The sequence below is a fragment of the Kordiimonas sp. genome (assembly GCF_965216265.1).
Lineage (GTDB): Bacteria > Pseudomonadota > Alphaproteobacteria > Sphingomonadales > Kordiimonadaceae > Kordiimonas.
The window spans coordinates 1,900,679-1,925,758 of record NZ_OZ244153.1 but is presented as its reverse complement, the minus strand read 5'-3'; the positions used below and the strand labels follow the sequence as shown (position 1 = coordinate 1,925,758).

Here is a 25,080-nt window from a genome sequence, read left to right as displayed (position 1 = left end):
TAGGGGGAATTGCCTCAATGATTATTGCCCGGTGCCCGAACTGCGGAGCCAGCCTACATTTGCGGGGTAGTAAGCTATTTGGAGGCTATTACGTTCCGATCGCTGGCGGCAGCTGTCAAAAATGCGGTCACTCCTTGTGACATAGAAGCAAGATTTTAGCAAAGGGTGGTGAGGATGAAGAAAGCGGGCTTTTGGGGTAATCCCATTCGGCGGCATTACCTGATAATTTTCGGGGTGTTCTTACCTGGTGTGTTTGGTGGTGTGGTTGTTGCGGATACATTAGGAGGTAACCCTGTGCTAGGTATGGTAATTGCTGCCATAATTGCATGGGCTCTAATGTTTTGGTCGGGACACTGCCAGCACTGTGATGCTCGAATTCCCCAGACGAGGTTCTTTGACTGGCCAGCAGACCATATGCCTACAAACTGCGACAAATGTGGCGAAAACTACTCGGAAAAAGCTGAGAGCGAGTGAAGGGGCGGGCAAGAGCCCGCCCCCTTTGCTCTAACCAGCCAATGCAAGAGCCGTAGATTTTGTCAGCGCTTCATTCAGTGCGCGTTCCCGATACGCTGGCCGCACCAGTGGCACCAGATGATCATGGTCTTTCCAGCCCGACAGAAATGGCCGCTCGATATTGTTCTTGCGCGCGAAAGCCTTCAGTACATCAAAGTCCACGTCATAAAGGTCTGTGCCTAAAACAGCCGTGTCGATAATGCGGTTGGTGAGCTCTTCGGTTTCAACCTCGTCTTCGTCGCCGGTTTCAATCTTCCGGTCGAAAGCGATCTCTTTCAGCTCATCCACCTCCAGAAGCTTCGCGGTGTCTGCAAGCTGCTCCATGAGGTACGGCATCTTCCGCTGGTGCTTCAGGAAGCCATCTTCCCGCAACGCATCAATCAACTCCAGTTGCTCGAACATTTCATCGACAAAACGCCGTGTCGCTGTCGAGTGCTCCGAGCACTCATGAGTGCTTTCGAGCGCTTTTCCAGCACTATCGAGTGCTTTTGAAGGCCGGTTATCACCGGTATCGACCGGTTTTACTGGTTGTTCCATACCGGTTGAACCGGTTTTACCGGTATCCCATGGCGGGCCTTCCGGGTCGTCAACCGGTGCGTCCAGGTCGCTATCCGGTTCATGATCCGGTTGATCGTTTTCAGTACCGGTGCTTGTCCTGGGTTCTTCACCATACAGGAGCCAAAGCTTTTCAACCTCCAGGGCTTTCGCCAAAATCTCAGCGCGGGAAATGGTCGCTTCCGTGTGGCCGCTTTCCAGATGATCAATCACGCGGGCAGTTAATGCCCGGTCGGTAAGCCGGGAAAGGTCCGGGCGGCTCAGGCCCTGTTCTTCTCTTGTAAAGCGCAGGCGTGCGCCGAAGGTGGTCAGGTCAGTGTTTGTTTTGGTCATGGGGATATATCCTTAATGGGATGCACACCGGGGCTTCCCGGTTCCGGTGGCAATTGAAGTGGTATGGTGGGAAGCCGTACCGGCTGACGTGCCGGTACAAGGGGTGGAGCCTGTGGGCTCCAGAAACTCTTTGAGCTTGGCGTATTTGGCCTCGACAATGGCCTCTTTGATCATGCCGCGCGAGATGCGTGGGTGTGGGGACCGTGCCGCCGATTTCTTTTCTGGTGAGGGCGGTTGCTGCCACTCGCCGCTATCGGGCATGGTTGGCTCAATACCGTGAGCGTGCAGGAAGGTGAGCACACCTTGCCAACCTTCCGCGTGCGCCACATTCAGCACGCGCGCTGTCAGGTGCTGGCGGGCCACGGCGTCAAACGCCTTACGGTCCAGCACACCAATGCGGCCTTCTTTAATCTCAGTGCCTGGCGTGGTATCTTGCGCGGCCTCAGTGCCCGCTGTTGCGGCCTCTTCGTCTGAGACTTCACCAATGCCGAACCGGGCTTTAAGCCCTTTCGACCAAGTAAGTTGCCGTGCACCCTTGAAGGTGCGGGCGTATTCCTCAAACAGCTTGCCTGCGCGCTTGTTACCGCGTGAGAAAGCCTCCAGAAGCTGCCAGGGCGAGAGCGAGCCCTTGCCCTCTTTTTGCTGGCCTTTTACAAGCTCGCGGTCCGCGCCCCATTTGGTGACATAGTCGGACGTGCTGGCAGGCCGGAAATCGAGGGCATCAAGGGCAACATATCTCTCGGTTAAGCTGGTGAGCACATTGCTCCACAGCTCAAACAAGATGGCTTGCGCCTCGGCGATTTGATCATTGTCGAACGCGCGTTTGGTGATGAAAAGGATATGCAGGTGCGGGTGCCAGCCGTTGGCATTGCCGTGCGTGACCTCAATGGCGCGGATGGTGCCGGTGATGCCAAAGCGGGCCTTGAAGGTGCGATAGGCTCGGCGGTTCTGTGCCTTGCGCCAGCCGTCCGCAATCGCGCTCTTGAGATAGCCAAGCTTGTCGCGCCTGTTGTGGCGCATGGTCAGCGTCAGCATATAGGCCGCGCCACCTGCATTCTGTGCGCCTCCAATCGCCTGGGCAACTTCCTCGCGGCGCTGTTCAGCGATACGAGCCGCGCACACCGGGCAGTGCCAAACCGAGCCACAAGTTTCGACACCAACAAAATGTGCGCCCTTGGCCGTGCGGTGAAGGTCTACTGTTTGGCTATGACGCTTGCGGCCACAGCCATTGACCCGCTCACCATCAAGGATATAGCCTGATGTCCGCCGCAGCCTGTGTCGTTTCTCTCGGATGGTTTCAGAAGCGGCAACATAACTTGCGTTATTCTCAAGGGGCGCGGTCATGCCACGCCTCCGAAAAAAAAGAAGGGGGTGTTATGCGTGGCCTGTTTGTCGTTGGGGTGATACTGCTGTTGTCCTCTGAGGCAGCTTGGGCTGACAACGTCAATGACTATTGCTTGATTAGTCTCAAAGCTGAACCGAACTGGCGTGCAATAAGCGCTATTGCCAGTGCTCTCGCAGTTATTTTGGCGTTGTTTCTCGCCGTTAGTGGCTGGACAAAAGAGCGAAAAGAGCGGTCTGCAATCTGCTCTGCAATCCGCATCGCACTTAAGAATGAAACTGAGATCATTTTGCACGGGGCGATTAGCAAACTGGAAGCATACAAAATTGGTGCTAATCCCCCAGAAGGCGTCATAAAAACTTTGGAGACTGGCTCCGATGCTCTTGAGCCAAGGCCATTTGCCTCTTCTCTTCCGCAGTTTTACCAGTCGCTTCCAGCAGAGTTCGTCGCCATATGTGCACACCGAGAATGCGAGATTGCCAAGTACTGTGACCACATGAAATTGCTCCAAAATGTTTTTGGCAACATCATCCGGAAAAAAGAAGCTTTCGATGCTCACGTAATCGGAGGGCAAGCGTTGGTTGACACTCTTGTTGATTACATAAAAGAAATCGACCCGACTGGTTATGGTTTGCTCAGCAACGAAAATTGTGTTGCTCGGATAAACGAGCAATATCAGCCTAGATTTTAACAAAGTGAGCTCGCCGCATGGCAAGGGGTCAGAACGTTTTCTGACCCCGTTGGGGCCAGCTTGAGGAGCCGCCGCCCGGTCAAGCCGCTCCCGCACCACTGGCGCTTGCGCGCCACCGGGTCGCGGCGTTGACAGTGCGTCATTGAGCAAACTGGATTGGAACGGGTTGGAGGCGGACCCGCGTTGAAACAGTGAGGCGATCATTACGATACCTCGCGGGTGGCCAATGCGTTGCAAGCCGCCTCAGGAAGGTCGAAAGGGTAGCCCTTATTCGCAGATGTTACATAGACTGCGGTGATGAACTGCCCGTCTGAGCATAGCTTGCGCCTCAAGGTGTCGATCGTGTCCGCGAAGAAGTCCGCAAAGAGGTTCTGGGCGAGCTCCTCAATCAGCCAATCAGTGCGCACATGCCACAAAGCGAGGCAGGTGTTCGCATTCGAAGCAGCTTCCGGAAGTTGCCGCTGAAGTTCATTCGCCTTGCCGGGAACAATCGTCGCTGCAATCCGCCATGACAGGTTCAGCGAATAGCCAACATCGTTTCGCAAACCCGTTTGACTAACGGATTTTGAATTTTGATAAGTCTTTGATTTTACTGGTGCTGTTTTGAGCCGCTCAGATACCCTGTTTATAGGGAATGGCTGATGTTCAGTTTTTTCGTAATGATGGGGTCACGTGTTCGAGTCACGTAAGCGGCACCACCTCTCATCCCCCCTCAACACCCAAACGCTTTCGGTTGAGGGGCAGCGGCCTTTGAGGCCGCCGGGTACGTCTGCGCTGGTGAGCAGTTTGATCTCATAGCGTTCGCCGTAATGCTGCGCGACCTCGGTGCTGCTGACGGAAAAGGGCGGGCCGCTCATCTGGCTTTGGTCATATTCATAGCTGATCAGCAGTTGCGGTGCTGCGGCTGTGAGCGCGCTCAGGTGCGCCGTATATCGCGCGCGGGTTTCCTTGGGCAGCGCCACCAGCGCCGCGCGGTCATAGACCGCATCAACGGGCCCAAGAAGCTCAGCGTTCAGTTTGAAGATATCGCCCACATAAATGTCGATATGCTTGGCACTATAGTGCGTGAGTGCGCCGCGCTTTGTGATGCTGGGCTGTATGCCAAGTTCAGTAAAAAGCTGGTCGATCGCCGTGCCCACAAGTTCCGCCCCTGCAACGTGGTAGCCACTTGCCAGCAGCCATGCGATATCGCGCGTTTTACCACACAGCGGCAAGAAAACACGGCTGCCTTTTGGCAAGCGCAAGCTGCCAAAATAGCTGGCCAGAAACCGGTTCGGGCTGCCTTCATGAAAAGCGATCTCGCCGGTTTGCCATTTATCCACCCAGAAACTTTCTTCCATCATGCCACCAATCAATTGTTCATTTTTGCGAGTGTGATTAGGATACAAGTTCAAGTTAACTTGAGGTCAAGCACTAAATGAAAGCACAAGAAAATCTGGATATCGGGCAGGTGGCCAAGCGCTCTGGCCTGCCAGCCTCCACCCTGCGGTATTATGAAGAAAAGGGCCTTATTCGGGCCATTGGGCGCCACGGGCTCCGGCGGGTGTTCAGCGCGGGCGTGGTAGACCAGCTGGCGCTGATCACGCTTGGGCGCAACGCGGGTTTCTCGCTTGATGAGATTGGGGGCATGTTTGCCGCTCGCCCGCTTATGGAGATTGACCGCGCGGCCTTGCGCACAAAAGCAGATGAGCTGGAGGTGAAAATCAAACAGTTGAGCGCGGTGCGCGACGGGCTGCGCCACGCCGCAGACTGCAAAGCCCCGAGCCACCTTGAATGCCCCACCTTCCGGCGGTTCATGCAGCTTGCGACAAAGCGCAATAAAGCGCGCAAGGGGCCGAGGCGCACGGCCTGAAAGTCAGGCAACAATAAACTACACCCCCGCGAGCGGTGCGCGCGCGAGGGTGTAGTGAGGAGAGGAGAGTGTTTTAGCTCGCTTCCGCGTAGCGCTTGAAGCTGTTGAGGATGGCTTGCCAGCCGTCCCGCTGCACCTCAACCGGGTTCTCACTTTCCGCATCAAACACGGTTTTCACCGTGGTGGTGCCACCTGCTTCCTCAAATGTGGTGGTAACAACGCGGCCGTCCGGCATGGTGTAGGTCATGCTTTTCTCGGGTGTTACCTCGTCATAGATGGCTTCAAAATCAAAACCGAAGCTGCCGTCTTTCGCTTCCATGCGGGCGGTATATTTGCCACCAACACGAAGATCGTTTGAGGCACTTGGGCAGCACCAGTCATCTGACGCGAAGTTCCATTTGGTGATGTGGGCCGGGTCTGTCCATGCGGCCCAAACCTTCGCTGCCGGGGCGGCGATGTTGGCTTCAATGGTAATGGGTGTCGTGCTCGGGTTCGGGCTCGGGTTCATTGTTCTGTCCCTTATTTATTGAGTACTTCGAGAAGCTCATCGAGCCGCTCAAGCGTGGATTTCAGGCCTTCTTCCATGCCCATGCCGATCACGGTTTCAAGGTCCTTGAGCGAGCCATATTGCACAAGGGTCTCTACCACGGTGCGCTCGCCTTTATCCTTGAACTGTGCATCCCATGTTGCGCGTGGCAGGTCTGGGTTGATGGTGCCGGTTTCGTCAGAGAAACCGTCAAGCCCGGTGTAACCGTTGATCGCGTTGATGGTCTCATAGTCCATGCGGCACCAGTATTCTGTGCCGGACGGGTCCACCATGGCATAGTGCCAATGCCCGCCTTCACTGAAGTCCATGGACTTGGTTTTGGTGGTGAAGGGTTTGGGCGCGAACCACCGGTCAAGAAGCTCGCTTTTGGTGTAGCAATCCCACACCATCTGGCGCTTTGCGTCAAATTCACGCGTGACGGTGATGGTGTTTTTTTCCTTGTCGGCGACAAAGTCAAATTGAAGGTCAGGTCTCATTTTTTTCCGCTTTCATTTCGGCCAACAGGCCATCAAGTTGGTTGAAACGGTCCTCCCAAAGCTTTCGAAATTGTTCTAGCCACATGTCTATCTCGCTCATTTTTTCAAGCTTGAGTTTGTAGTAAATCTCCCGCCCCGCCTTTTCCTGTGAGAGCAACCCGCATTCATTGAGGATGCGGATATGCTTTGAGGTTGCCTGGCGGGTCATCTCGAAATGATCCGCCAGCGCGTTGGGGGTCATGGCGTTGATGGCTATCAGCACCATGATTGCCCGTCTCGTGGGGTCGGCAATCGCCTGGAATATATCTCGTTTCATGGGTCAAATTCACTTTATGCAACCAATTGGTTTCTTATGAATACATGAAACCGTTTGGTTGCGCAATAGGTTTTTTCATCTAATTCGCGGATTGTACGAATTGTTAGGCTGGCTTACAGTCCCGCCATGATCAAAATCACCGAGCATATCCAGATTGATGAGGCTGAAATTCAGCTCAGCGCCAAGCGGGCATCCGGCCCCGGCGGGCAGCATGTGAACAAGGTTTCCACGGCTGTGGAGCTTCGCTTTGATGCCAAAGCCAGCCCGGCGATCAGCTCTGAAATGCTTGTGCGCTTGCGCGGCATCGCGGGCAGCCGCATGACGCAAGCGGGCGTGATTGTGCTGACGGCGGAGAATAGCCGCAGCCAGATTGATAACAAACGCGCGGCCACCAAACGGCTGGTTGATCTTTTGAAAGCGGCGACCAAGAAGCCAAAGTTCCGGGTGGGTACCAAACCCACGAAGGGCTCAAAAGAGCGCCGCCTGACGACCAAAAAAACCATGGGCGAGCGCAAGAAGATGCGCGGCAAGCTCAGAAGTGTTGACTGAGGACCGGGGCGGAGACAAAGGGGGCTAGTCTGTATCGTCAGTGAACGAGCTGGTCGCGCCGTCTGAGCCCCTTTGTGAGATTGCCATCACAATGTGGAACAACTCGTGTTTGGCCTGCTGCGCGTTTATTTCTCCTGTCGCAGCCGCATAGGATAGGCCCTCTGCCGCGCCGAGCATGGCGCGTAGGCTAGCGGGCGTGATCGCCTGGTTTGTAAAGGGTCGCAGCGCTTGCCGACATCTGTCCATGAAGGCGATTTCACACTCGCGCTTAAGTGTTTCAAGCTCATGGGCGCCCGCAAGCGCCGCTATCACTTCCGGGATTTCCCGCCCCTGAGCCAGCACACAGTCAACGTAAGACGAAGCAATCACGTCCGCCTTGCTTTCAAGGCTCGCCTCACTGGTATCAAGTGCTTCTTCCATAAGGGCGATCTGATGAGTGTCAAACTCATGATAGAGCGCGGCAAGAAGCCCTGGCCGCGTTCCAAAATGGTCATAGACAACTGGCTTGGTGACGCCCGCACGCTCTGACAAGCGACCAAGAGTGAGGGCATCCGTACCTTCCTCTCGAACCAGAAGCCACGCTGTATCCAGTAGTTGCCGGTGCCGGTCCTGCCGGGAAAGGCGCTTACGCCCCTGACCGCCAGATTTTTCTGCATTGTGAGTACTTGACATTTTAATATACCATTAGTAACTTACTATTAGTAACCTACGAATAGTATATAGATGATGCCGTTCAATCGCAACGACAATCAAGGAGTACCGGACATGCATGTTCTTATCGTTACCGCGCACCCGAACCCGCAATCCCTCAGCCATGGGGTCGCGCAGCGGATCGCCGATGGCTTTGCTTCCCGCGGGTCGTCGGACACGGTCGAAATCGTTGACCTTGCCAGTGAGGGCTTCGACCCCCGATTTACTGCGGCGGATATTGCGGTGCACCGACAGGAAGCAAGCCCGCCCGCAGATGTTGTTGCTGAGCAAGCGAGGCTTGATAGAGCTGATAAGTTGGTGCTGGTTTATCCAGTGTACTGGTGGTCCATGCCCGCCCTGCTCAAGGGGTGGATAGACCGGGTATTTTCCAATGGTTGGGCATTTGATTTCAGCCTTGAAAGCAAACTTGTCAAAAAACTACAGAAGTTGACAATTCATCTGGTGGCGGTTGCTGGCGCGGATGCCAACACCTACCGGAAGCGCGGATATCAGGATGCCATGACGACACAGATTGATCATGGCATATTTGACTATTGCGGGGCATCGGTCGTAACCAACGACTTGCTTGTGAATTCAGAAACAACCAATGCCGTTATCCATCTTGATCGTGCATTTGAGCTTGGGCAGAGTTTTTCCCCGTTAAGCGCCGCAAGCGTCAACATTGCCAGCTAGCTTTCCTTGAGCAGCGCAAAGCCTTGACGTAGCCGCCGCTTTCCCCCATTACCCCCGGAGAATTCACTGCCCGGCGCAAGCGTGGGCAATGCGGCATATTGCAGGAGGTGAGGCAGGTGACAGACTGGCCTATTTATGCGCCGATCAAGGGTGCGCTCGTGATTGTTGGTTTTGGCTCTATCGGGCAGGGTGTGTTGCCGCTTATCCTCCGGCATTTTGATATTGAGCCCACACGCATCACCATCATCAGCGCTGATGATAATGGCCGGTCGGTCGCGGAAGAATATGGTGTCTGTTTTGTGCATCAGGCCATCACGCCGGATAACCTCAGTCAGATATTGTCTCCGCTTTTCACACGTGAGGGCGGGTTCCTTGTGAACCTGTCGGTTGATGTGTCCTCGCTCGCGCTGGTGCGCTTCTGCCGTACGGTGGGCGCCTTTTATCTTGATACCTGTATCGAGCCGTGGAGCGGCGGTTACACCGACCCGGACAAGGAGATGTCTCACCGCACCAATTACTGGCTGCGGGAAACATCCCTCAAGCTGGCATCGGAGTTGGGCGCGGGGCCAACGGCGGTGATGGCGCACGGTGCCAACCCGGGCCTTGTGAGCCATTTTGTCAAACAGGCGCTGGTTAACATTGCGGGCGATGTGGGCGTGGGCGCGGAAGCCCCGCGCACACGCGCTGACTGGGCCGCGCTTGCGTCAAAGCTGAACGTGCAGGGCATTCATATCGCGGAGCGTGACACGCAGGTGTCTGACACCGCGAAAGTGCCGGGCGAGTTTGTGAACACATGGTCGATTGACGGTTTCCTCTCTGAAGGAATGCAACCGGCGGAGCTAGGCTGGGGCACATTTGAGGATGCGCTGCCGGAAGACGGTGGGGAGCACGAAGAAGGCTGCGGTGCGGCCATCTACCTGAAGCGCCCTGGTGCCAATACCCGCGTGCGCACCTGGACCCCGCTTGCGGGCCCGATCCTAGGGTATCTGATCACCCATAATGAAGCGATCTCCGTCGCCGATTATTTCACCGCCCGCGAGGATGACGGCACGGTAACTTACCGGCCTACTTGTCACTATGCCTATCACCCCTGTGATGATGCGGTGCTGTCACTGCATGAATTTGTCGGCAATGGTTTTGTGCCGCAGGCAAACTTTCGCCTGATGGGGGATGAGATCACGAAGGGGCTTGATGAGTTGGGTGTGCTTCTCTACGGACACGCAAAAAACGCTTACTGGTTTGGTTCCCAGCTAGATATCGATGAAACGCGGACGCTGGCGCCGTACCAGAACGCTACCGGGCTGCAGGTGAGCGCGGCGGTACTCGCGGGCATGGTGTGGGCGCTTGAAAACCCGAATGAGGGCATGGTGGAAGCGGAAGCCATGGACCACGCACGCATTCTCGAGGTGGCAGCACCCTACCTTGGCCCTGTGGTGGGCAGCTATACGGACTGGACCCCGGTGACGGGCCGTAATGAGGACCTGTTCCCCGCCGATTATGACGCGGATGAGCCCTGGCTTTTCAAGAATGTAATCTGCCGCTGAAGTTTGCGCACGGGCGTGGCTCAGTCGCGCCAGAAGTGCGGGTCCAACAGCAGGAGAAGCGTGAAAATCTCCAGCCGGCCAAGTAGCATGGCAAAACAGAGTATCCACTTTGCCGTATCGGGCAGCGGGGCAAAGTTGCCCGCGGGGCCAATGATGGGCCCAAGCCCCGGCCCCACGTTGGTGATGGCCGTGGCGCTTGCGGTCAGCGCGGTGACAAAGTCGATACCCAGCATGGCCAGCAGTATGGTGAAAACCGCGACAGACGCCATAAACACCGCCAGAAACGCCAGCACAGACATGGGCAGCTCGGGCGGCAGGCGGCTGCCATGGTAGCGCATCACCACCACGCGGTTTGGGCTCCTGAGCTTGGAAAGCTGCTCCCGGATCGTGACCCAAAGCACCTGAAAGCGGTATATCTTGATGGCGCCTGACGTTGAGCCTGCGCAGCCGCCCACAAAGGTGAGCATGAAAAACACCGCCGCAACCGCCGGGCCCCAAGTGGTGTAATCAGCAGACGCAAATCCCGTGGTGGTGACAACAGACACCACGTTAAAAGCCGTCAGCGTCAGCGCGGTAAAAAGATACATATCTTCCTCATACACCAGCCAAAGCGTCATCGCCGCGATAACGACTATCAGGAACTTGAGGAAGGTGCGGATCTGCGGGTCGGCCAAAAAAGGTTTGCGGTGCCCGCGCACCATCTTGATATAGCTGATAAATGGCAGTGCACCGGCCAGCATAAACAGCGTGCCCGCCCATTGGGTGGTCGGATGGGTGAAATAGCTGAAGGAGGCGTCATGCGTGCTGTAACCACCGGTGGAAACAGTCGTCATGGCATGGTTGATGGCGTCAAAGCCGTCCATGCCGGTGACCATGAAAGCGATGGCCGCAAGAAGCGTGATACCTGCATAAACACTCATGATCCATTTCACCATATCGGTGGCCTGAGGCATGATTTTTTCAGACTTGTCCGAGCTTTCGGTTTTAAAAAGCTGCATGCCACCAATGCGCAGGAACGGCAGCATGATGATCGCCATGACGATGATGCCAACCCCGCCAATCCATTGCAGGAGGGAGCGCCACAACAATAAGCCCGGCAGCAAGCCGTCAAGCCCGGTCATTACCGTTGAGCCCGTGGTGGTGAGGCCCGAGACGGTTTCAAACACCGCATCCGTGAAGGTGAGCCCGATCTCTGGTGAGAGGCCAAGGCCCAGAAGTGGCAGGGCCGCAAACACAGGCAGCACGAGCCATGAAAGCGCGGTGAGGATAAACGCCTGCCGCACGTCTAGGCTGAAAGGCTGGTTGTCGCGGGTGGCAAAAGTGGCCATGAGGCCAATGATAAGGCAGAATGTGGCGGAGAAAATGAACTCAAGCGGCATCTGCTCCGTGATCACTTCTTCAACGATGGCTGGTATGGCCATCATCACCGCAAGCGCTGTGAGCATAAGCCCCAGCACATGGATGATGGGGTTGAATTTAACCGCGAGTGTCATGGTGCTCAGTTGTTCCTGATACCTGCCTCATAAAACGCCTGACTAGGGTGTAACCGGCTAGGTCACTTGTCAAATTTTTACTGGTGGATCAGGGTTCAAGATGCCGCTTCCGGGAACTGTGCGCGCAGGCGCTGGTTGATGACCGCGCGGTTTTCCCAAAGCTCTTTATACCAGTCCACCCGCTTGTGGATATGCTGCATCAGCATACGGTTTTCGCGCACATAACGGTTGGCATTGCGGGCCATCCGCTGGCGGTAAGCAGTATCCGTAATCAGCTTCTCAAGCCCCACAGCCCATTCGTCTGGCGTGTCGGCGATATAGCCTGTTTCACCGTGGACGATGGTGTCTTTATATATGGTTGGGCTCGCGATTGTTGCCGCACCGCAGATGCTGGCTTCAAGGAACTTCACGTCGCTTTTGCAGGCCGTGAAGGGTGTTTCATTCAGTGGCATCAGAACGATGTCATTCTCCAGGACGGCATTCAGATAATCGTCATAATTCGGCGTTTGCAGCAGGCGTTTATTGCTTGTCGCAAGCGTGTGGAAAAAGTCCTGATCCTGCAAAACAGTAACCTGCACTTCGTTGTGTTTGGCGATAACAGCGTTGAAAGTATCCATAAGAGGCGCCCATGCGTCACGCCTGTTGAGCGCGCCGAACAATAGCCGGACATTTGAGGATTCTTGTTTTGGGGTTAATGGATACCGGTAGATTTGATTGCCAAAAGCTGCGGTGAAGGAGTTTTGCTTTTTGAAAGTTTCCGCGAGCATAGGCACGCTTGTTTGTACACCGTGACAGGCTTCAAACATTTCAAGCCCCATTTCAGACATAAAACGCTGCCTAACATTCGGGGGCAAAAGGTCAGGGTGATCATCAAACTCGTGAACGATAAGCAGGTCGCGCTCAAACGCCAGTCTTAAAATCTGCATGGCGGTATTGCGGTCAAAAATGGCGCGTTGAATGACGATGATGCGAATGCTGTTTTTGGGCCATAATCGGGGGATGGAGACATTTTTGGAATATGTCTGCACCTGACACCCAACGGCCGCGAGCGCGTCGTTCGGATCCTGCACGCGCACATGCATATAGTCTGGGCTCATAGCGCAGCTAACGATGCTTAGATTTTGCGGCATGAGAAAATCCCGACTAGGTTCAAGGCATTAGTTTCCATGCCATAGGCTGGAGGTGCGAAATTGTCAAAAAAATATTCTCCCTCATTTTATCGCGACCTATAATAAGGTGTAGTGCACGAGCAGTGTTGACGGCGAATTTTGGCTTTGTGCTTTTATGAGTACTTTTATGGGAATAGGTGTAAATTTTGGTGGTTTCCTTTATTGTGGCAGGCGTGCAAAAAGCAGGGACTACAGCGCTATTTTCCTTTCTCTCCAAGCACCCCGAAATCTTCCTGCCGGCGCGTAAGGAAGTTCATTTCTTTGATAATGAAAATCTGGATTGGAGCCGGCCATCCTATGACGCTTTTGAGAATATTTTTGCTTCTAAAACAGAGGCTCAGATAGCAGGCGAGGTTACGCCAATTTATACTTATTGGCCCACTTCTGCCGAGCGGATTCAGGCTTATAACCCGGCGATGAAAATTATCGTCTGTTTGCGCAATCCCGTAAATCGAGCGTTCTCACATTGGGGTATGGAAGTGACAAGGGGCTGGGACAGTCTGCCTTTTCCAGAAGCCATTCGAAATGGCCGCTCCCGGGTAACAGGGGAAATTGGGCCCCAGTACAACGTCCATCGAGTATTCAGCTATGTGGAACGGGGTTTTTACGGCCCGCAGATCAAGAGATTATTGCGGTTTTTCCCACGCGAACAGTTGCTCTTCATTCGAAACACGTGGTTGCGTAACGACATGAACAAAACACTCAATAAAATCACGGACTTCTTAGGAACTAGCAGATTTGACACCTATCCTGTGGCAAGACGAGTTGTTCCTGTACCCAAGACCGTACAACTGGCGCCTTTAGCAGAAGCAGATCGTCAATATCTGAAAAACCTCTATCACGAAGATATCGAACTGACGGAAGCTCTGACAGGGCTGGACCTTTCAGACTGGAAATAGACGATACTAGACGTGGAAGCTTTCGCCGCAACCGCAGCGGCCTTTCTCATTCGGGTTCGAGAATTTGAAACCGGTTGAGAACATGCTGTCTTCCCAGTCCATCTCGGTGCCCAGAAGGAAGAGCAGCGATTTACGGTCTACAAAAACCTTCACGCCCTTGTCTTCCACCACTTCGTCTTCCGCTGAAGGCTCTTCAACATAGTCAACCGTATAGCCAAGGCCCGAGCAGCCATGGGTGCTGGTGCCAAGCTTGATACCAACAGCGGTCTCGTTTTTCGAGAGAAGCGCACGGATACGGTCCGCCGCTTTATCTGTGATGTTGATAACTGCCATTTTTAAAGCATCCTCAGTTTCATACTATACAGGTGGGGCTACAGAAGCCCCAGTTCAAGCCGTGCTTCATCTGTCATTTTCGACATATCCCACGCGGGCTCCCACACCAGGGCAACGTCACAGCCGTTTACACCCGGCACTGTGTTGACTTTGAGCTCAACCTCGCCCGGCATGCTTTCTGCCACGGGGCAGTGGGGGGTGGTGAGCGTCATGGTCACGCGCACGCGCCAGTCGTCGTCGATATCCACGCCGTAAATCAGGCCAAGCTCATAGATATTGACCGGGATTTCCGGGTCGTAAATCTCCTGAAGCGCAGTGACGATATTGGCCTCAAGTGCTTCTTTGCTCTCAGGCGTTTCACCAACAGGTGCGGCGTCTGTGCTTGCGGATTCTGCGGCCTCTGTTTCAGCGGCGTCAGCGGCTTTCTTCGCGGCGTCGCCCTCAAGAAACTTATTGAGGAAATAGCCACCTTCCTGCGGGCTCACGCCGGTATCAACACGGGGCCGCTCCACGGCGGCTTTTGGCATGTTTTCCTCCGGATAGTCCGCCGCTGTGGGCGCGCTTACATCCAGTACGTCTCGTTTGTTTTCGTTATCCATCATCCAAAGATGTCCACAACTTTCTTGAGGCCCGCGATAAGGCGGTCCACATCAGATTTATCGTTATAAATACCAAAGCTTGCCCGCACGGTGCCGGGCACACCAAAACGGTCCATCACCGGTTGCGCACAGTGGTGCCCAGCCCGCACGGCGATGCCCTGCCGGTCGAGGATGGTGCCAATATCATGCGGGTGCGCATGCTGCATGGTGAAGCTGATCAGTGCGCCCTTGTCTGGCGCTGTGCCAATAATGCGCAGGCTGTTGAAGGCGGAAAGCTCTTTGGTGGCGTAGGCGAGCAACTCTTCCTCATGCGCGGCGATATTCTCGAACCCAAGCGCCGTGATATAATCAAGCGCTACCTTCATGGCGATGCCGCCAGCGATATTGGGCGTGCCAGCCTCAAACTTGTGCGGCAGGTCGTTATAAGTGGTTTTCTCGAACGTTACGGTCGAGATCATGTCACCACCACCCTGCCATGGCGGCATGGCATCAAGGTGTTTTTCCTTGCCGTAAATCACGCCAATGCCGGTGGGGCCGTATGCCTTGTGGGCAGAGAAGGCGTAAAAATCAGCGTCAGTATCCTGCACATCAATCTTCATATGCGGCGCGGCCTGGCAACCGTCGATCAGCACCAGCGCGCCCACGTCATGCGCGAGACGGGTGATTTCCTTCACCGGGTTTTTGACGCCAATGGAATTGGAAATATGGGCCACGGCCACCATTCTGGTGCGCTCATTCAAAAGGCTCGCATAAGCTTCCATATCCAGCGCGCCATCATCAAACATCGGAATCACGCGGATCTTGGCGCCTTTCTCCTCAGCCAGCATCTGCCACGGCACGATGTTGGAGTGATGCTCCATATGGCTAAGGATGATCTCGTCACCTTCACGCACATTTGCCCGGCCCCATGCTTGGGCCACAAGGTTGATGCCTTCGGTGGCGCCGCGCACAAAAATGCACTCTTTGCCTTTTTGGGCGTTCAGGAACGCGCGCACGGTTTCGCGGTTAGCTTCATAAGCCTCGGTCGCGTCCTGGCTGAACTTATACACACCGCGGTGGATGTTGGCGTAATAGCCTTCATAAAGCTCGGTCTCTGCCTCGATCACCGCGCGCGGTTTCTGCGCGCTCGCGGCTGTGTCCAGAAAGGTCAGCGGTTTGCCGTACACTTCCCTCGCGAGAATCGGGAAGTCCGCCTTTATTTTCTCTGTGTCGAGACCGGGTTTTATGGGTGTATGTGTGTTCATGTTACTTTCCGGCTTGTGCCTATTCGGTGCCCGCTATCGCGCGGTCCTTGCGGGTGGCCATCCAGGCACTGATACGGTCTGTCATGGCGGTTTTGACGCCCTCATCGGCGATGCGCTCAAGCGCGTCTGCGGTGAAAGCTTCCACCAGCATCTGCCGCGCTGTTACCGGGTCAATGCCGCGAGACGTGAGGTAAAAGATCGCCTTGGCGTCCAGCTCGCCCACAGTGGCCCCGTGGCTGCACTTCACATCATCCGCAAAAATTTCAAGTTCAGGTTTGGCGTTTGCTTCTGCCGTGCGGTCAAAAACCAGTGCCTTGAAGCTTTGGTCCGCCGCCGTGCTTTGCGCGTCTTTCTCCACCGTTACCTTGCCCTGGAAAGCGGTTTTGCCGCGCGCGTCGGCCACGGTGCGGAAAATCTGGTCGCTGGTGGCAAAAGGCACAACATGGCTCACATGGGTCAGTGTGTCGTGGCTTTGGCCAGTGGCTGCAAGCGCCACACCGTCCACACTCGCGCTGGCTTCTTCACCCAGAAGGCGCACATGGGCCTCAAAACGGGCAGTTTTGCTGCCAAGCGAGAGGTTGGTGCACAGATACTCACCTTCCGTATCCACATTCACGTAGGTTTTGGCAGTGTGCAGCGCGCTTGCGCCCTCTTCCTGCAGCCGTGCGTGATGCAGTTTAGCACCCTGTGTGATGCGTGCCTGAACGATCACATTGCTCCAATACGCGCTGTCGTCACCAATGAAGCGCTCAACGAGAGATAGTTTGGCACCCTCACCAAGCTCAATAACATGGCGCAAATGCGCGGCTTTGGCGCCAGCGTCCGTCATCAGGTGGATAATTTCGACCGGGTCATCAATCTCGATCCCCGAAGGTACGGAAATAACGATACCGTCGCGCAACAGCGCCGTGTTCATAAGCGATACACCGTCCTGCCCGCGCACAATCTCGTCCACACGGTCAGCATTTGACATGAAGTGGTTGGCGAGCGGCCGGATGGATGCGGCTTGCCACAGGTCACCCAGATCAGAAAGCTCTTCCGCGTAACGGCCATTGATGAACACAAACCGCGCCGCCACATCGGCGAGTGGTTTGGGTACGTCTGGCACCGTGGCAGCGGCGTCAGCAAGGCCAAACACCTGGGACCGGAGCGTCCGCATGTCGCTATAGCGCCAGTCTTCCGTCTTCGGAGTAGGAAAACCGCGCGAGACCAGTTCCTTAAGCGCTTTTGCGCGCAGGGCATCTGCGCCGGGCACTGTACCGTTCAGCGTGCCTGCCTGTGCCTCATATCCTGTCATCAGCTCGTCTTGCATGTCATTTCCTTTGACCGGTTACCCCAACCGCGTGCTTTAGAGCACTAGGCAACGTCCGCGTAGCCCTTTTCTTCAAGCTCCAGCGCCAGTTCCTTGCCGCCAGACTTCACGATGCGACCATCAATCATCACGTGCACCACATCGGGCTGCACATACGACAGCAGCCGCTGATAGTGCGTGATCAGAAGGATGGCTGTGTCGTCACGGCGCTGCGCATTGATGCCGTTTGCCACGGTTTTAAGCGCATCGATATCAAGGCCACTGTCGGTCTCATCCAACACGGCAAGCTTGGGGTCGAGCACTGCCATCTGCACCATCTCGTTCCGCTTTTTCTCGCCACCCGAGAAGCCCACATTCACAAAACGCTTGAGCATTTCGGGGTCCATGTTCAGCGCTTTGGCTTTCTCACGCACCAGCTTCATGAACTCCGCCGCCGATGCCTCTTCTTCACCGCGATACCGCCGCACGCTATTGAGCGCGGTCCGCAGGAAATTGAGGTTCGAAACACCAGGAATTTCCACCGGATACTGGAAGCCAAGGAACAGGCCTTCGCCCACACGTTCGTGCGGTTCAAGGGCGAGGAAATCCTTGCCGTTAAACTCGATCGAGCCTGAGGTGACTTCATAGTCGTCGCGCCCTGCGATGGCAGCTGCCAGCGTGGATTTACCCGCACCGTTCAGGCCCATGATCGCATGGGTTTCGCCTGCCTTGATCTCAAGGCTCAGGCCTTTGACGATCTCTTTTTCGGCGACATTGATATGGAGGTCTTTGATTTTAAGCATCACTTTTTCCAACTTTAACCAACACTGCCTTCAAGGGAGATACCGAGAAGCTTCTGGGCTTCCACAGCAAATTCCATCGGCAAGTGTTGCATAACTTCTTTACAGAAACCGTTAACGATCATGGCGACCGCTTCTTCTTCATCCAGCCCCCGCGCGCGGCAATAGAACATCTGGTCTTCAGAGATCTTGGAGGTGGTGGCCTCATGCTCGATCTGCGCGGTCGGGTTTTTCACTTCAATATAAGGCACGGTGTGGGCGCCGCATTCCGACGACACCAGAAGCGAATCGCACTGGGTGTAATTACGTACATTCTCAGCCCCCGACATCACCCGTACCAGCCCGCGATAAGTGTTCTGGGACTTGCCCGCAGAAATACCCTTGGAGATAATGGTAGAGCGTGTGTTGGGCGCCATATGGATCATTTTGGTGCCGGTGTCCGCCTGCTGGTAATTGTTGGTGACAGCAACAGAGTAGAACTCACCCACGCTGCCTTCACCCGCCAGCACACAGCTTGGGTATTTCCAGGTAACGGCGGAGCCTGTCTCAACCTGGGTCCAGCTTACTTTCGAGTTTTTACCTTTGCAGAGCGCACGTTTGGTCACGAAATTATAAATACCGCCCTTGCCGTTTTTGTCGCCTGGATACCAGTTTTGCACCGTTGAATATTTAATCTCGGCGTCATCAAGCGCTACCAGTTCAACCACGGCTGCGTGCAGCTGGTTTTCGTCCCGCATCGGGGCGGTACAGCCCTCAAGATAAGATACGTAGGAGCCTTCATCGGCCACAATGAGCGTGCGCTCAAACTGGCCGGTATTCTCGGCGTTGATACGGAAATAGGTAGAAAGCTCCATCGGACAGCGCACCCCCTTGGGCACATAAACAAAGGTGCCGTCGGTGAACACAGCGCAGTTGAGCGCAGCGAAATAATTGTCCCTGACCGGTACCACGGTCGCCAGGTATTTTTTCACCATGTCCGGGTATTCACGCACGGCTTCCGAGATCGACATGAAAATCACGCCGGCTTTTTTAAGCTCTTCGCGGAAGGTGGTGGCAACAGATACGCTGTCAAACACCGCATCAACCGCAACCTTGGCGGAACCCTCAACGCCCGCCAGCACTTCCTGCTCGCGGATGGGGATGCCAAGTTTCTCGTATGTGCGCAGAAGTTCCGGGTCCACCTCATCAAGGCTTTTGGGACCGTCCTTCTTCTTTGGTGCGGCGTAATAATAGATGTCGTTATAGTCGATCTTGGGGTAATTGACCTTCGCCCAATCAGGCTCGTCCATCTTCAGCCACGCACGGTAAGCCTTCAGCCGCCACTCGAGCATCCACTCGGGCTCTTCTTTCTTGGCGGAAATGAAACGGATCACATCTTCGGACAAGCCTTTGGGGGCCATGTCCATGTCGATGTCGGTGACAAAACCATACTTATAGTCACCAGTGACTTCTGCGATCTGTTTTTGGGCTTCGGCGGTTCCAGCCATAATGGCGGCTCCTTGACATTGTTTAAACTATACTCAGGCCGATCTTTCAGGCCGATTTTGCACGCTTTTCAAAACGTGCGGCCATTTCTTCCGGGCTTCCGAACGCGGCGATAGATGAAAGCTTCACATCCGCCAGCGCATTTTTCACCGCGCTGTTGATCACCTGCCAGCGCGGCCGCATCTGGCAGATATCATCGTAACAGCAGTCGCTCGTGCCGGTGTCGGCACAGTGGGTCAGCGAGATCGGACCATCAATCGCCTCAATGATATCGGCAACCGTAATGTCGTCCGTGCTTTTTGAGAGCGCAAAACCACCCTTCAAACCGCGATGGGACTGCAAAAGTTCCGCCCGCCCCAGTGCGTTCAATATCTTCGCAACTGTTGGTGCGGGGATGCTGGTGGCTGTCGCCAGGTCTTGTGCACTGACACGACCGTCGGTGTGCGACATTTCGCACATCAACACCACGGCATAGTCTGCTAAATTGGTTAGCCGAATCATTGTGATCGGTCCTTGCTGGCTGCATCTCTGTTTTCTGGTCGATTTTTTGGCGGAAAACTGCGCTTTTTACCGACGCTAGAGGCAGGCCTTATAAATCTTACCAAATTACTCAGGTTTTACATATGGGCAGTGATACCCTTGAGTCAATGCCAGAATGATATACTGGAGTGACACAATCCGGTGATATCCGCCGTTTTCAAGCCAGAATGAGAGGCTGATCAGGGAGCTTGGGGGCTTATGGCGCATTTTGGTGTCGAATGCACCAATTTCTTGGTGTCTGTTCACACGATACGCGCAAAAAAGTCATCTACACAGCCGACGACACACGATGACACAGGCCGCCCGGTGCTGTTATACATGCCAGGATGAATTTGACGGATTTGAAAATATTATATGAGCGCGCTGTTTTCATGCGCGCGTTTGAGGAACGCATTGCGGCCGCAAGCGACGCGGGGCATGTGCCGGGGCTCGTGCATCTGGCATCCGGTGCGGAGCTTGTTGAGCTTGCGGTTATCGACCAGCTGGAAGGCCCGCTTGATCAGGTCAGCGGCTCGCACCGCAGCCATGGCCTTGCGCTGGCGTGCGGGGTAGACCCGCTGGCGCTGGCGCGTGAAATACTCGGGCGGGCTGGTGGCCTCTCGAACGGGCTTGGCGGTACACAGCATCTTCTCGCGCCCGAAAGCGGTTTTCTCACCTCAAATGGTATTGTGGGCGGGCAAGTGCCGCTGGCGGCGGGTGCCGCGCTTTCTGCCAAAACACTGCGCACAGGCGGTATTGCTGTTGCCTTTATGGGCGACGGGGCGGTTAACCAGGGGGCGGTGTTCGAGACCATCAACCTGGCGGTGAGCTTGCAGCTGCCTTTGTTGTTTGTGGTGGAAAACAACGGCCTCGGCCAGTCAACCGGTTCAGGATACGCCACAGCGGGCTCGCTAATAGGCCGCACACGCGCCTTTGGCATCGCGGCAGAACAGGTGGACGGCAATGATATGCCGCTTCTTTTGCGCACCGCGGACAGGCTGGTGGGCTGGGTACGCAAAACTGGTAGCCCCGCGTTTGTCGAGGCGAAAGTGCCGCGCATCAGTGGCCATTATCACGGTGATGCACAAGGCTATCGCGCCCTGCAGAAGGTGGCGGACCCGCTTGTCTCCTTCCGTGAAATTCTCGCAAAAACCGGCTCCGAAAATGACGAACTCAAAGAGCTTGAACTTGGCGCAAAACTGCGAGCAGAAGATATCGTCAGCAAGGCTGAAGGCACAAAAGACAAAAGCGATGAAGCGCTCATGGCGTGGCAACAGGGTGGGGGTTTCTGATGACCAGCATGACCATTGCGACCGCCCTGAACGCGGCGCTGCATGAGATCATGAAAGCGGATGAGCGCGTTGTGATCATCGGTGAGGATATTGTTGGCGGTAGCGGGCTTTCGGGCAGCGAGGAGCTGGGCGGTGTTTTTGGGGTGACCAAAGGCCTCGCGCAGGTATTTGGCCGGGAGCGGGTGATTGATACGCCCATATCCGAATCTGCGTTCGTGGGCATGGCCACCGGCGCCGCGATGACAGGCCTGAGGCCCGTGGTCGAGGTCATGTTCTGTGACTTTTTTGGCGTGTGTTTCGATCAGGTTTTCAACCAGGCGGCAAAAGCGCGTTTTCTGTCCGGCGGGCGGCTCAAGCTGCCGCTTGTTATCCGCACCACCATGGGGGCGGGGGATAGCTCCGGCGCGATGCACAGCCAATCGCTGCACGGCATGCTTGCCAGCATACCGGGGCTTGCAGTGGTGTGCCCATCAACACCCGCCGATGCAGCGGGCTTGCTGAAAAGCGCCGTTGCGGCAGATGGCCCGGTGGTGATGTTTGAACATAAGGGCCTTTATGGCGCCGAAGGTGAGGTGAAAGCCAACCTGCCAGCAGTGCCGCTTGGCAAAGGCAATATTCTGGTGCCAGGGGATGACATAACGCTCGTTGCGCTATCCGCCATGGTGCCTAAAGCCATGGAAGCCGCTGCGAGCTTGAAAGCTGACGGCATTTCCACTGAAGTAATTGATCCCCGCACCGTACACCCGCTTGATTCGCATATGATTCTTGCGAGTCTCAAGAAAACCGGGCGGCTTTTGGTGGTGGATGAAGGCGCTGCCCTTATGGGCTTTGCCGACAGGGTGTTGAGCCTTGCGGCCAGCGAAGGGTTTGCATCGCTCAAGGTAGCACCGCAAAAGCTCACCCCGCCCCATACACCGGTGCCTTATGGCCGCAAGGCGGAGGCAAGCTGGTTACCCGCCACAGATGATATCGTCTCAACCATAAAATCCATGCTGAAGTGAGGCCCGCCGTGAGCGATGAACAAATACAAAAAGTGAAGGTATGGGACGCGCCGGTGCGCGTTTTTCATTGGCTGTTAGTGATCGCCTTTGCGTTTTCAGCCTTTTCAGCGTTTCAGGACAAGTTTGGCATTTATGCCGATATCCACCTTTATGCTGGTCTTAGTGTGCTCTCGCTGGTGGTGTGGCGTCTTATGTGGGGTTTTGTGGGCAGCGACACCGCGCGCTTCAGCCAGTTTGTCAAAGGCCCCAAAACCACAATTGAGTATACCAAAACGGCGTTTGATAGCGTGCCCTATAGAAGCACAGGGCATAACCCGCTGGGGGCAGTGTCGGTCGTGCTGATGTTGTTGCTGCTGCTGGTGCAGGCAGCACTCGGGCTTTATGCGACAGACGCTATGTTTTTTGAGGGGCCGTTCTCACACACGATTTCGTCGCGTCTTTCTGAAGACCTCACGGAAGTGCACGAATGGACCGGTTATACTCTTCTCGGCCTTATTGGCCTGCACATTCTTGTGGTTGCGTTATACGGGCTTGTGCGGCGGGTGAATCTCATTGGCCCCATGATCACGGGCTGGAGCCGTCATGCCGAACAGCCTTTAAAAATGACAAATGCCATCTTTGGTTTTGCACTGCTGTTTCTGGTTGGCGGGGCTGTGTGGTGGTGGGTGTTTGGCTAACGGGGGGCCAAAAGCATAAAGGCGCACCAACCGGCACGCCTTAGCTTCGTTTACTTTTGCCCAGCCTGACGTTTACTCGCGGTAGTCGTCATGGCACGATTTGCAATTGCCCATGGTCTTTTTGAACGCCGGGCCAATCTTGCTCATGTCCCCGCTTTCGGCAGCTGTCGCCAGCGCCGCCGCGTCTGCCTCAAACTCGTCCAGCCGCTGGGCGAAATCGTCCCAGTTTTCCCAGATTTCGTCGCGGGCCTCAGTGGCGCCTTCCATGCCGCGTGTGTCTTTTTCAAACGCTGCTTTTGCCATGGAAGCAGCGCTTGCCATGATCTGCGCATGTTTCACCATATGGCCTTCGTGCTCGGCGGTGCCTTTCATCAGCTGTGCGATATTGCTGTAGGCATATTTCACAAATTCCATCACGTCGTGACGATACTGCGATTCAGGGAAGCGTTTTTCGTCATCGCCGTCAGCGACAGACGCACTTGAAACAGCAATTGCTGAACAAGCTACAGCTCCAATGAAGAATGAACGGGCACGGTTTAACTGCATATGATCTCTCCCCTGATAACAATACGCACAAATATAGTACGCTGCAGCCTCACTACCACGCAATACGGACTTTATACATAGTGCGCGCCGCACAAGAGTAGCGCTCGCCCAAAATTGGGCAAGCGCGATTTCCTGACAAAATTGTGATTGAGGCCGGTCGCTGCGACTCGAATCAGAGAATCGGCGGCCGCGGTGTCTGGCGGCGATCACGCCGTGGTGGCTGCGCCTGGTACGCTTCTGCACAGTGGCCCGCGCAGTAAGGCATGCCGGGTTCAGACGCCTTGCCACAGAAGTGGAAATCTGCGTCACCGGGGTGCCCAAGCGGCCATTTGCACATGCGGTCCGTCAAGTCGAGAAGCGAGACAAGTTGTTTGTCTGCCTTCTTAACCACCCGTTTTGGCGCGGCTTTTTTCTTTTCTTTATCGGTCTTTACCGGTGACGGGCGGGATTTAAGCCCCAGCCTGTGCGCCTTGCCGATCACAGCGTTGCGCGTCACACCTTCGCCCAGTTCCTTCGCGATCTGGCTTGCGCTCAAGCCGTCGTCCCAAAGTTTCTTGAGCTGATCGATGCGCTCGTCCGTCCATGCCATGATGTTATCCTTGTCTTTATCTGGGGGCGGGTGATCACACGCGCCCGAGTCTCTCCCCGCTTATATCGCCCATGGCACCCTCTTGCCAAGGGAACAATCGACCCCATATGGTGAAGCCGGGTACTGCCTACCCATCTTTTTCTGATATAAGCCTGACCGAGTGCACCAAATCTGACCCTTGAGGAGCCCTTATTTATGTCCGCGACTTTGCATAAAAGCGATGAGCCTGATTTTCCGGTCCTTGGTGCCCGGACCATTGGCGCTGTAAACTGGGTTGGCCTGTGGACCCTGTATCTGCGTGAAACCCGCCGTTTCATGAAGGTATGGGCGCAAACCCTGGCGGCACCGGCAGTAACCACCATCTTGTTCATGATCATTTTCACACTGGCGCTTGGTGGCAGTGGGCGGCTGGTGGCGGATATGCCCTACGCACAGTTCCTGGCGCCGGGCCTTATCGTGATGGCCATGCTGCAAAACGCTTTTGCCAATACGTCAAGCTCGATCCTGATCTCCAAGGTACAGGGCAACATTGTGGATACGCTCATGCCGCCGCTTTCGGCGCTTGAGCTCACTATTGGTTTTGCACTTGGCGGTGTAACGCGCGGCCTTCTGGTTGGCCTGTCGGTCGGGCTTGCATTCACGGCGATGCCGGGCGTGCCCATGGTGATTGAGCATATCTGGCCGATCCTGTATTTCTCGGTTGCGGCTTGCACCATGCTGTCGCTTATCGGGGTGCTCACAGGTGTATGGGCGGAGAAATTTGACCACGCCGCCGCCATCACCAATTTTGTGATTGCGCCGCTCAGCCTGCTTTCAGGCACCTTTTATTCCATTGAGCGGCTGTCAACCAGTTGGCAGGTCTTCTCGCACGTGAACCCGTTTTTCTATATGATCGACGGCTTCCGTTATGGGTTCATTGGCCGGGCAGACAGCGACCTCTGGGCTGGCTTTGCCTATACGCTCGCGATCAACCTTGTGCTCACGCTGGTTGTTTACCGGGTGTTTAAAACCGGGTACCGCTTGAAAGCCTGATGCCTGACGA

Annotated in this window: 29 protein-coding genes; 10 read left to right on the top strand and 19 right to left on the bottom strand. The window is 55.3% G+C overall.

Annotation, left to right across the window (positions count from 1 at the left end; all coding sequences use genetic code 11):
• Positions 1-504 precede the first annotated feature (504 nt).
• Positions 505-1,401, bottom strand: a complete 897-nt coding sequence (locus ACOOGA_RS08755; RefSeq protein ID WP_420430539.1) for a helix-turn-helix domain-containing protein — start codon at positions 1,399-1,401, stop codon at positions 505-507.
• Positions 1,402-1,413: 12 nt separating this feature from the next.
• On the bottom strand, positions 1,414-2,745 hold the full coding sequence (locus ACOOGA_RS08750; RefSeq protein ID WP_420430537.1) for a protein rep: 1,332 nt from the start codon (positions 2,743-2,745) through the stop codon (positions 1,414-1,416).
• Positions 2,746-2,777: 32 nt separating this feature from the next.
• Here ACOOGA_RS08750 and ACOOGA_RS08745 point away from each other — a divergent pair, with 32 nt between their 5' ends.
• Positions 2,778-3,434 (top strand): hypothetical protein, encoded by a 657-nt coding sequence (locus ACOOGA_RS08745; protein ID WP_420430535.1) that lies wholly within the window; start codon positions 2,778-2,780, stop codon positions 3,432-3,434.
• Between the two features lie 203 nt (positions 3,435-3,637).
• Here the strand turns inward: ACOOGA_RS08745 and ACOOGA_RS08740 are convergent, their stop codons facing one another.
• Positions 3,638-3,979: a hypothetical protein gene (locus tag ACOOGA_RS08740; protein WP_420430533.1), complete on the bottom strand. Its 342-nt coding sequence runs from the start codon at positions 3,977-3,979 to the stop codon at positions 3,638-3,640.
• A 123-nt stretch (positions 3,980-4,102) separates the two neighbouring features.
• Positions 4,103-4,777, bottom strand: a complete 675-nt coding sequence (tmpT, locus tag ACOOGA_RS08735; protein ID WP_417462738.1) for a thiopurine S-methyltransferase — start codon at positions 4,775-4,777, stop codon at positions 4,103-4,105.
• 74 nt (positions 4,778-4,851) lie between these two features.
• On the opposite strand from tmpT, the gene ACOOGA_RS08730 reads away from it, so the two are divergent.
• A complete protein-coding gene (locus ACOOGA_RS08730) occupies positions 4,852-5,286 on the top strand; it encodes a helix-turn-helix domain-containing protein (RefSeq protein WP_417462739.1) in 435 nt (144 codons plus the stop codon).
• Between the two features lie 73 nt (positions 5,287-5,359).
• On the opposite strand, the gene ACOOGA_RS08725 is transcribed toward ACOOGA_RS08730, so the two are convergent.
• Genes ACOOGA_RS08725 through ACOOGA_RS08715 form a run of 3 tightly spaced genes read right to left on the bottom strand, consistent with a single transcriptional unit; the run spans position 5,360 to position 6,625 of the window.
• Complete coding sequence (locus ACOOGA_RS08725; RefSeq protein WP_417462740.1) at positions 5,360-5,794, bottom strand: SRPBCC family protein; 435 nt, start codon at positions 5,792-5,794, stop codon at positions 5,360-5,362.
• Positions 5,795-5,805: 11 nt separating this feature from the next.
• Entirely contained in the window at positions 5,806-6,309 is a 504-nt protein-coding gene (locus ACOOGA_RS08720; protein WP_417462741.1) for an SRPBCC family protein, read from the bottom strand.
• A complete protein-coding gene (locus tag ACOOGA_RS08715) occupies positions 6,299-6,625 on the bottom strand; it encodes an ArsR/SmtB family transcription factor (RefSeq protein WP_417462742.1) in 327 nt (108 codons plus the stop codon). The genes ACOOGA_RS08720 and ACOOGA_RS08715 overlap by 11 nt, the downstream gene beginning before the upstream one ends.
• Before the next feature lie 126 nt (positions 6,626-6,751).
• On the opposite strand from ACOOGA_RS08715, the gene arfB reads away from it, so the two are divergent.
• Entirely contained in the window at positions 6,752-7,174 is a 423-nt protein-coding gene (gene arfB, locus ACOOGA_RS08710) for an alternative ribosome rescue aminoacyl-tRNA hydrolase ArfB (RefSeq protein ID WP_417462743.1), read from the top strand.
• A gap of 24 nt (positions 7,175-7,198) precedes the next feature.
• Here arfB and ACOOGA_RS08705 read toward each other — a convergent pair whose 3' ends face one another.
• On the bottom strand, positions 7,199-7,846 hold the full coding sequence (locus ACOOGA_RS08705) for a TetR/AcrR family transcriptional regulator (protein ID WP_417462744.1): 648 nt from the start codon (positions 7,844-7,846) through the stop codon (positions 7,199-7,201).
• 93 nt (positions 7,847-7,939) lie between these two features.
• Here ACOOGA_RS08705 and ACOOGA_RS08700 point away from each other — a divergent pair, with 93 nt between their 5' ends.
• Positions 7,940-8,557, top strand: coding sequence for an NAD(P)H-dependent oxidoreductase (locus tag ACOOGA_RS08700; protein WP_417462745.1), 618 nt, complete (start codon positions 7,940-7,942; stop codon positions 8,555-8,557).
• A gap of 116 nt (positions 8,558-8,673) precedes the next feature.
• Positions 8,674-10,101 (top strand): homospermidine synthase, encoded by a 1,428-nt coding sequence (locus tag ACOOGA_RS08695; RefSeq protein WP_420430531.1) that lies wholly within the window; start codon positions 8,674-8,676, stop codon positions 10,099-10,101.
• Positions 10,102-10,121: 20 nt separating this feature from the next.
• On the opposite strand, the gene ACOOGA_RS08690 is transcribed toward ACOOGA_RS08695, so the two are convergent.
• Positions 10,122-11,594 (bottom strand): TrkH family potassium uptake protein, encoded by a 1,473-nt coding sequence (locus tag ACOOGA_RS08690; RefSeq protein WP_417462747.1) that lies wholly within the window; start codon positions 11,592-11,594, stop codon positions 10,122-10,124.
• Between the two features lie 95 nt (positions 11,595-11,689).
• Positions 11,690-12,724 carry a glycosyltransferase gene (locus tag ACOOGA_RS08685; protein ID WP_417462748.1) on the bottom strand — a complete coding sequence of 345 codons (1,035 nt, stop codon included), beginning with the start codon at positions 12,722-12,724 and terminating at the stop codon, positions 11,690-11,692.
• 188 nt (positions 12,725-12,912) lie between these two features.
• On the opposite strand from ACOOGA_RS08685, the gene ACOOGA_RS08680 reads away from it, so the two are divergent.
• Positions 12,913-13,662 (top strand): sulfotransferase domain-containing protein, encoded by a 750-nt coding sequence (locus tag ACOOGA_RS08680; RefSeq protein ID WP_417462805.1) that lies wholly within the window; start codon positions 12,913-12,915, stop codon positions 13,660-13,662.
• Between the two features lie 6 nt (positions 13,663-13,668).
• On the opposite strand, the gene ACOOGA_RS08675 is transcribed toward ACOOGA_RS08680, so the two are convergent.
• From ACOOGA_RS08675 to ACOOGA_RS08645, 7 genes are read right to left on the bottom strand one after another with little or no spacing between them, the layout of a single operon-like run.
• Positions 13,669-13,995, bottom strand: a complete 327-nt coding sequence (locus tag ACOOGA_RS08675; protein ID WP_417462749.1) for a HesB/IscA family protein — start codon at positions 13,993-13,995, stop codon at positions 13,669-13,671.
• Between the two features lie 38 nt (positions 13,996-14,033).
• Entirely contained in the window at positions 14,034-14,597 is a 564-nt protein-coding gene (locus ACOOGA_RS08670) for an SUF system Fe-S cluster assembly protein (protein WP_417462750.1), read from the bottom strand.
• Positions 14,594-15,838, bottom strand: coding sequence for a cysteine desulfurase (locus ACOOGA_RS08665; RefSeq protein ID WP_417462751.1), 1,245 nt, complete (start codon positions 15,836-15,838; stop codon positions 14,594-14,596). The genes ACOOGA_RS08670 and ACOOGA_RS08665 overlap by 4 nt, the downstream gene beginning before the upstream one ends.
• Before the next feature lie 19 nt (positions 15,839-15,857).
• Positions 15,858-17,150, bottom strand: coding sequence for a Fe-S cluster assembly protein SufD (gene sufD / locus ACOOGA_RS08660; protein ID WP_420430529.1), 1,293 nt, complete (start codon positions 17,148-17,150; stop codon positions 15,858-15,860).
• A gap of 44 nt (positions 17,151-17,194) precedes the next feature.
• On the bottom strand, positions 17,195-17,932 hold the full coding sequence (gene sufC / locus ACOOGA_RS08655) for a Fe-S cluster assembly ATPase SufC (RefSeq protein ID WP_417462753.1): 738 nt from the start codon (positions 17,930-17,932) through the stop codon (positions 17,195-17,197).
• A 14-nt stretch (positions 17,933-17,946) separates the two neighbouring features.
• Positions 17,947-19,416, bottom strand: coding sequence for a Fe-S cluster assembly protein SufB (sufB, locus tag ACOOGA_RS08650; RefSeq protein ID WP_417462754.1), 1,470 nt, complete (start codon positions 19,414-19,416; stop codon positions 17,947-17,949).
• A gap of 46 nt (positions 19,417-19,462) precedes the next feature.
• Positions 19,463-19,915 carry an SUF system Fe-S cluster assembly regulator gene (locus ACOOGA_RS08645; protein WP_417462755.1) on the bottom strand — a complete coding sequence of 151 codons (453 nt, stop codon included), beginning with the start codon at positions 19,913-19,915 and terminating at the stop codon, positions 19,463-19,465.
• A gap of 371 nt (positions 19,916-20,286) precedes the next feature.
• Here ACOOGA_RS08645 and ACOOGA_RS08640 point away from each other — a divergent pair, with 371 nt between their 5' ends.
• Genes ACOOGA_RS08640 through ACOOGA_RS08630 form a run of 3 tightly spaced genes read left to right on the top strand, consistent with a single transcriptional unit; the run spans position 20,287 to position 22,903 of the window.
• Positions 20,287-21,225: a thiamine pyrophosphate-dependent dehydrogenase E1 component subunit alpha gene (locus tag ACOOGA_RS08640; protein ID WP_417462756.1), complete on the top strand. Its 939-nt coding sequence runs from the start codon at positions 20,287-20,289 to the stop codon at positions 21,223-21,225.
• Complete coding sequence (locus ACOOGA_RS08635) at positions 21,225-22,226, top strand: alpha-ketoacid dehydrogenase subunit beta (protein ID WP_417462757.1); 1,002 nt, start codon at positions 21,225-21,227, stop codon at positions 22,224-22,226. The genes ACOOGA_RS08640 and ACOOGA_RS08635 overlap by 1 nt, the downstream gene beginning before the upstream one ends.
• A gap of 8 nt (positions 22,227-22,234) precedes the next feature.
• On the top strand, positions 22,235-22,903 hold the full coding sequence (locus ACOOGA_RS08630; protein WP_420430527.1) for a cytochrome b/b6 domain-containing protein: 669 nt from the start codon (positions 22,235-22,237) through the stop codon (positions 22,901-22,903).
• Between the two features lie 72 nt (positions 22,904-22,975).
• Here ACOOGA_RS08630 and ACOOGA_RS08625 read toward each other — a convergent pair whose 3' ends face one another.
• On the bottom strand, positions 22,976-23,449 hold the full coding sequence (locus tag ACOOGA_RS08625) for a c-type cytochrome (RefSeq protein WP_417462759.1): 474 nt from the start codon (positions 23,447-23,449) through the stop codon (positions 22,976-22,978).
• Between the two features lie 172 nt (positions 23,450-23,621).
• Positions 23,622-24,038 carry a GcrA family cell cycle regulator gene (locus ACOOGA_RS08620; protein WP_417462760.1) on the bottom strand — a complete coding sequence of 139 codons (417 nt, stop codon included), beginning with the start codon at positions 24,036-24,038 and terminating at the stop codon, positions 23,622-23,624.
• A 195-nt stretch (positions 24,039-24,233) separates the two neighbouring features.
• Here ACOOGA_RS08620 and ACOOGA_RS08615 point away from each other — a divergent pair, with 195 nt between their 5' ends.
• Positions 24,234-25,070: an ABC transporter permease gene (locus tag ACOOGA_RS08615; protein WP_417462761.1), complete on the top strand. Its 837-nt coding sequence runs from the start codon at positions 24,234-24,236 to the stop codon at positions 25,068-25,070.
• The last annotated feature ends 10 nt before the right edge of the window (positions 25,071-25,080 follow it).

Bases quoted from the DNA above. Each gene is read 5' to 3' on its own strand.
- ACOOGA_RS08645 (WP_417462755.1), bottom strand. From the start codon at position 19,915: ATGATTCGGCTAACCAATTTAGCAGACTATGCCGTGGTGTTGATGTGC.
- sufB (WP_417462754.1), bottom strand. From the start codon at position 19,416: ATGGCTGGAACCGCCGAAGCCCAAAAACAGATCGCAGAAGTCACTGGT.
- sufD (WP_420430529.1), bottom strand. From the start codon at position 17,150: ATGCAAGACGAGCTGATGACAGGATATGAGGCACAGGCAGGCACGCTG.
- ACOOGA_RS08750 (WP_420430537.1), bottom strand. From the start codon at position 2,745: ATGACCGCGCCCCTTGAGAATAACGCAAGTTATGTTGCCGCTTCTGAA.
- ACOOGA_RS08755 (WP_420430539.1), bottom strand. From the start codon at position 1,401: ATGACCAAAACAAACACTGACCTGACCACCTTCGGCGCACGCCTGCGC.
- sufC (WP_417462753.1), bottom strand. From the start codon at position 17,932: ATGCTTAAAATCAAAGACCTCCATATCAATGTCGCCGAAAAAGAGATC.
- ACOOGA_RS08685 (WP_417462748.1), bottom strand. From the start codon at position 12,724: ATGCCGCAAAATCTAAGCATCGTTAGCTGCGCTATGAGCCCAGACTAT.
- ACOOGA_RS08625 (WP_417462759.1), bottom strand. From the start codon at position 23,449: ATGCAGTTAAACCGTGCCCGTTCATTCTTCATTGGAGCTGTAGCTTGT.
- ACOOGA_RS08705 (WP_417462744.1), bottom strand. From the start codon at position 7,846: ATGTCAAGTACTCACAATGCAGAAAAATCTGGCGGTCAGGGGCGTAAG.
- tmpT (WP_417462738.1), bottom strand. From the start codon at position 4,777: ATGATGGAAGAAAGTTTCTGGGTGGATAAATGGCAAACCGGCGAGATC.
- ACOOGA_RS08700 (WP_417462745.1), top strand. From the start codon at position 7,940: ATGCATGTTCTTATCGTTACCGCGCACCCGAACCCGCAATCCCTCAGC.
- ACOOGA_RS08620 (WP_417462760.1), bottom strand. From the start codon at position 24,038: ATGGCATGGACGGACGAGCGCATCGATCAGCTCAAGAAACTTTGGGAC.
- ACOOGA_RS08720 (WP_417462741.1), bottom strand. From the start codon at position 6,309: ATGAGACCTGACCTTCAATTTGACTTTGTCGCCGACAAGGAAAAAAAC.
- ACOOGA_RS08675 (WP_417462749.1), bottom strand. From the start codon at position 13,995: ATGGCAGTTATCAACATCACAGATAAAGCGGCGGACCGTATCCGTGCG.
- ACOOGA_RS08615 (WP_417462761.1), top strand. From the start codon at position 24,234: ATGTCCGCGACTTTGCATAAAAGCGATGAGCCTGATTTTCCGGTCCTT.
- ACOOGA_RS08730 (WP_417462739.1), top strand. From the start codon at position 4,852: ATGAAAGCACAAGAAAATCTGGATATCGGGCAGGTGGCCAAGCGCTCT.
- ACOOGA_RS08690 (WP_417462747.1), bottom strand. From the start codon at position 11,594: ATGACACTCGCGGTTAAATTCAACCCCATCATCCATGTGCTGGGGCTT.
- arfB (WP_417462743.1), top strand. From the start codon at position 6,752: ATGATCAAAATCACCGAGCATATCCAGATTGATGAGGCTGAAATTCAG.
- ACOOGA_RS08715 (WP_417462742.1), bottom strand. From the start codon at position 6,625: ATGAAACGAGATATATTCCAGGCGATTGCCGACCCCACGAGACGGGCA.
- ACOOGA_RS08665 (WP_417462751.1), bottom strand. From the start codon at position 15,838: ATGAACACACATACACCCATAAAACCCGGTCTCGACACAGAGAAAATA.
- ACOOGA_RS08745 (WP_420430535.1), top strand. From the start codon at position 2,778: ATGCGTGGCCTGTTTGTCGTTGGGGTGATACTGCTGTTGTCCTCTGAG.
- ACOOGA_RS08635 (WP_417462757.1), top strand. From the start codon at position 21,225: ATGACCAGCATGACCATTGCGACCGCCCTGAACGCGGCGCTGCATGAG.
- ACOOGA_RS08670 (WP_417462750.1), bottom strand. From the start codon at position 14,597: ATGATGGATAACGAAAACAAACGAGACGTACTGGATGTAAGCGCGCCC.
- ACOOGA_RS08725 (WP_417462740.1), bottom strand. From the start codon at position 5,794: ATGAACCCGAGCCCGAACCCGAGCACGACACCCATTACCATTGAAGCC.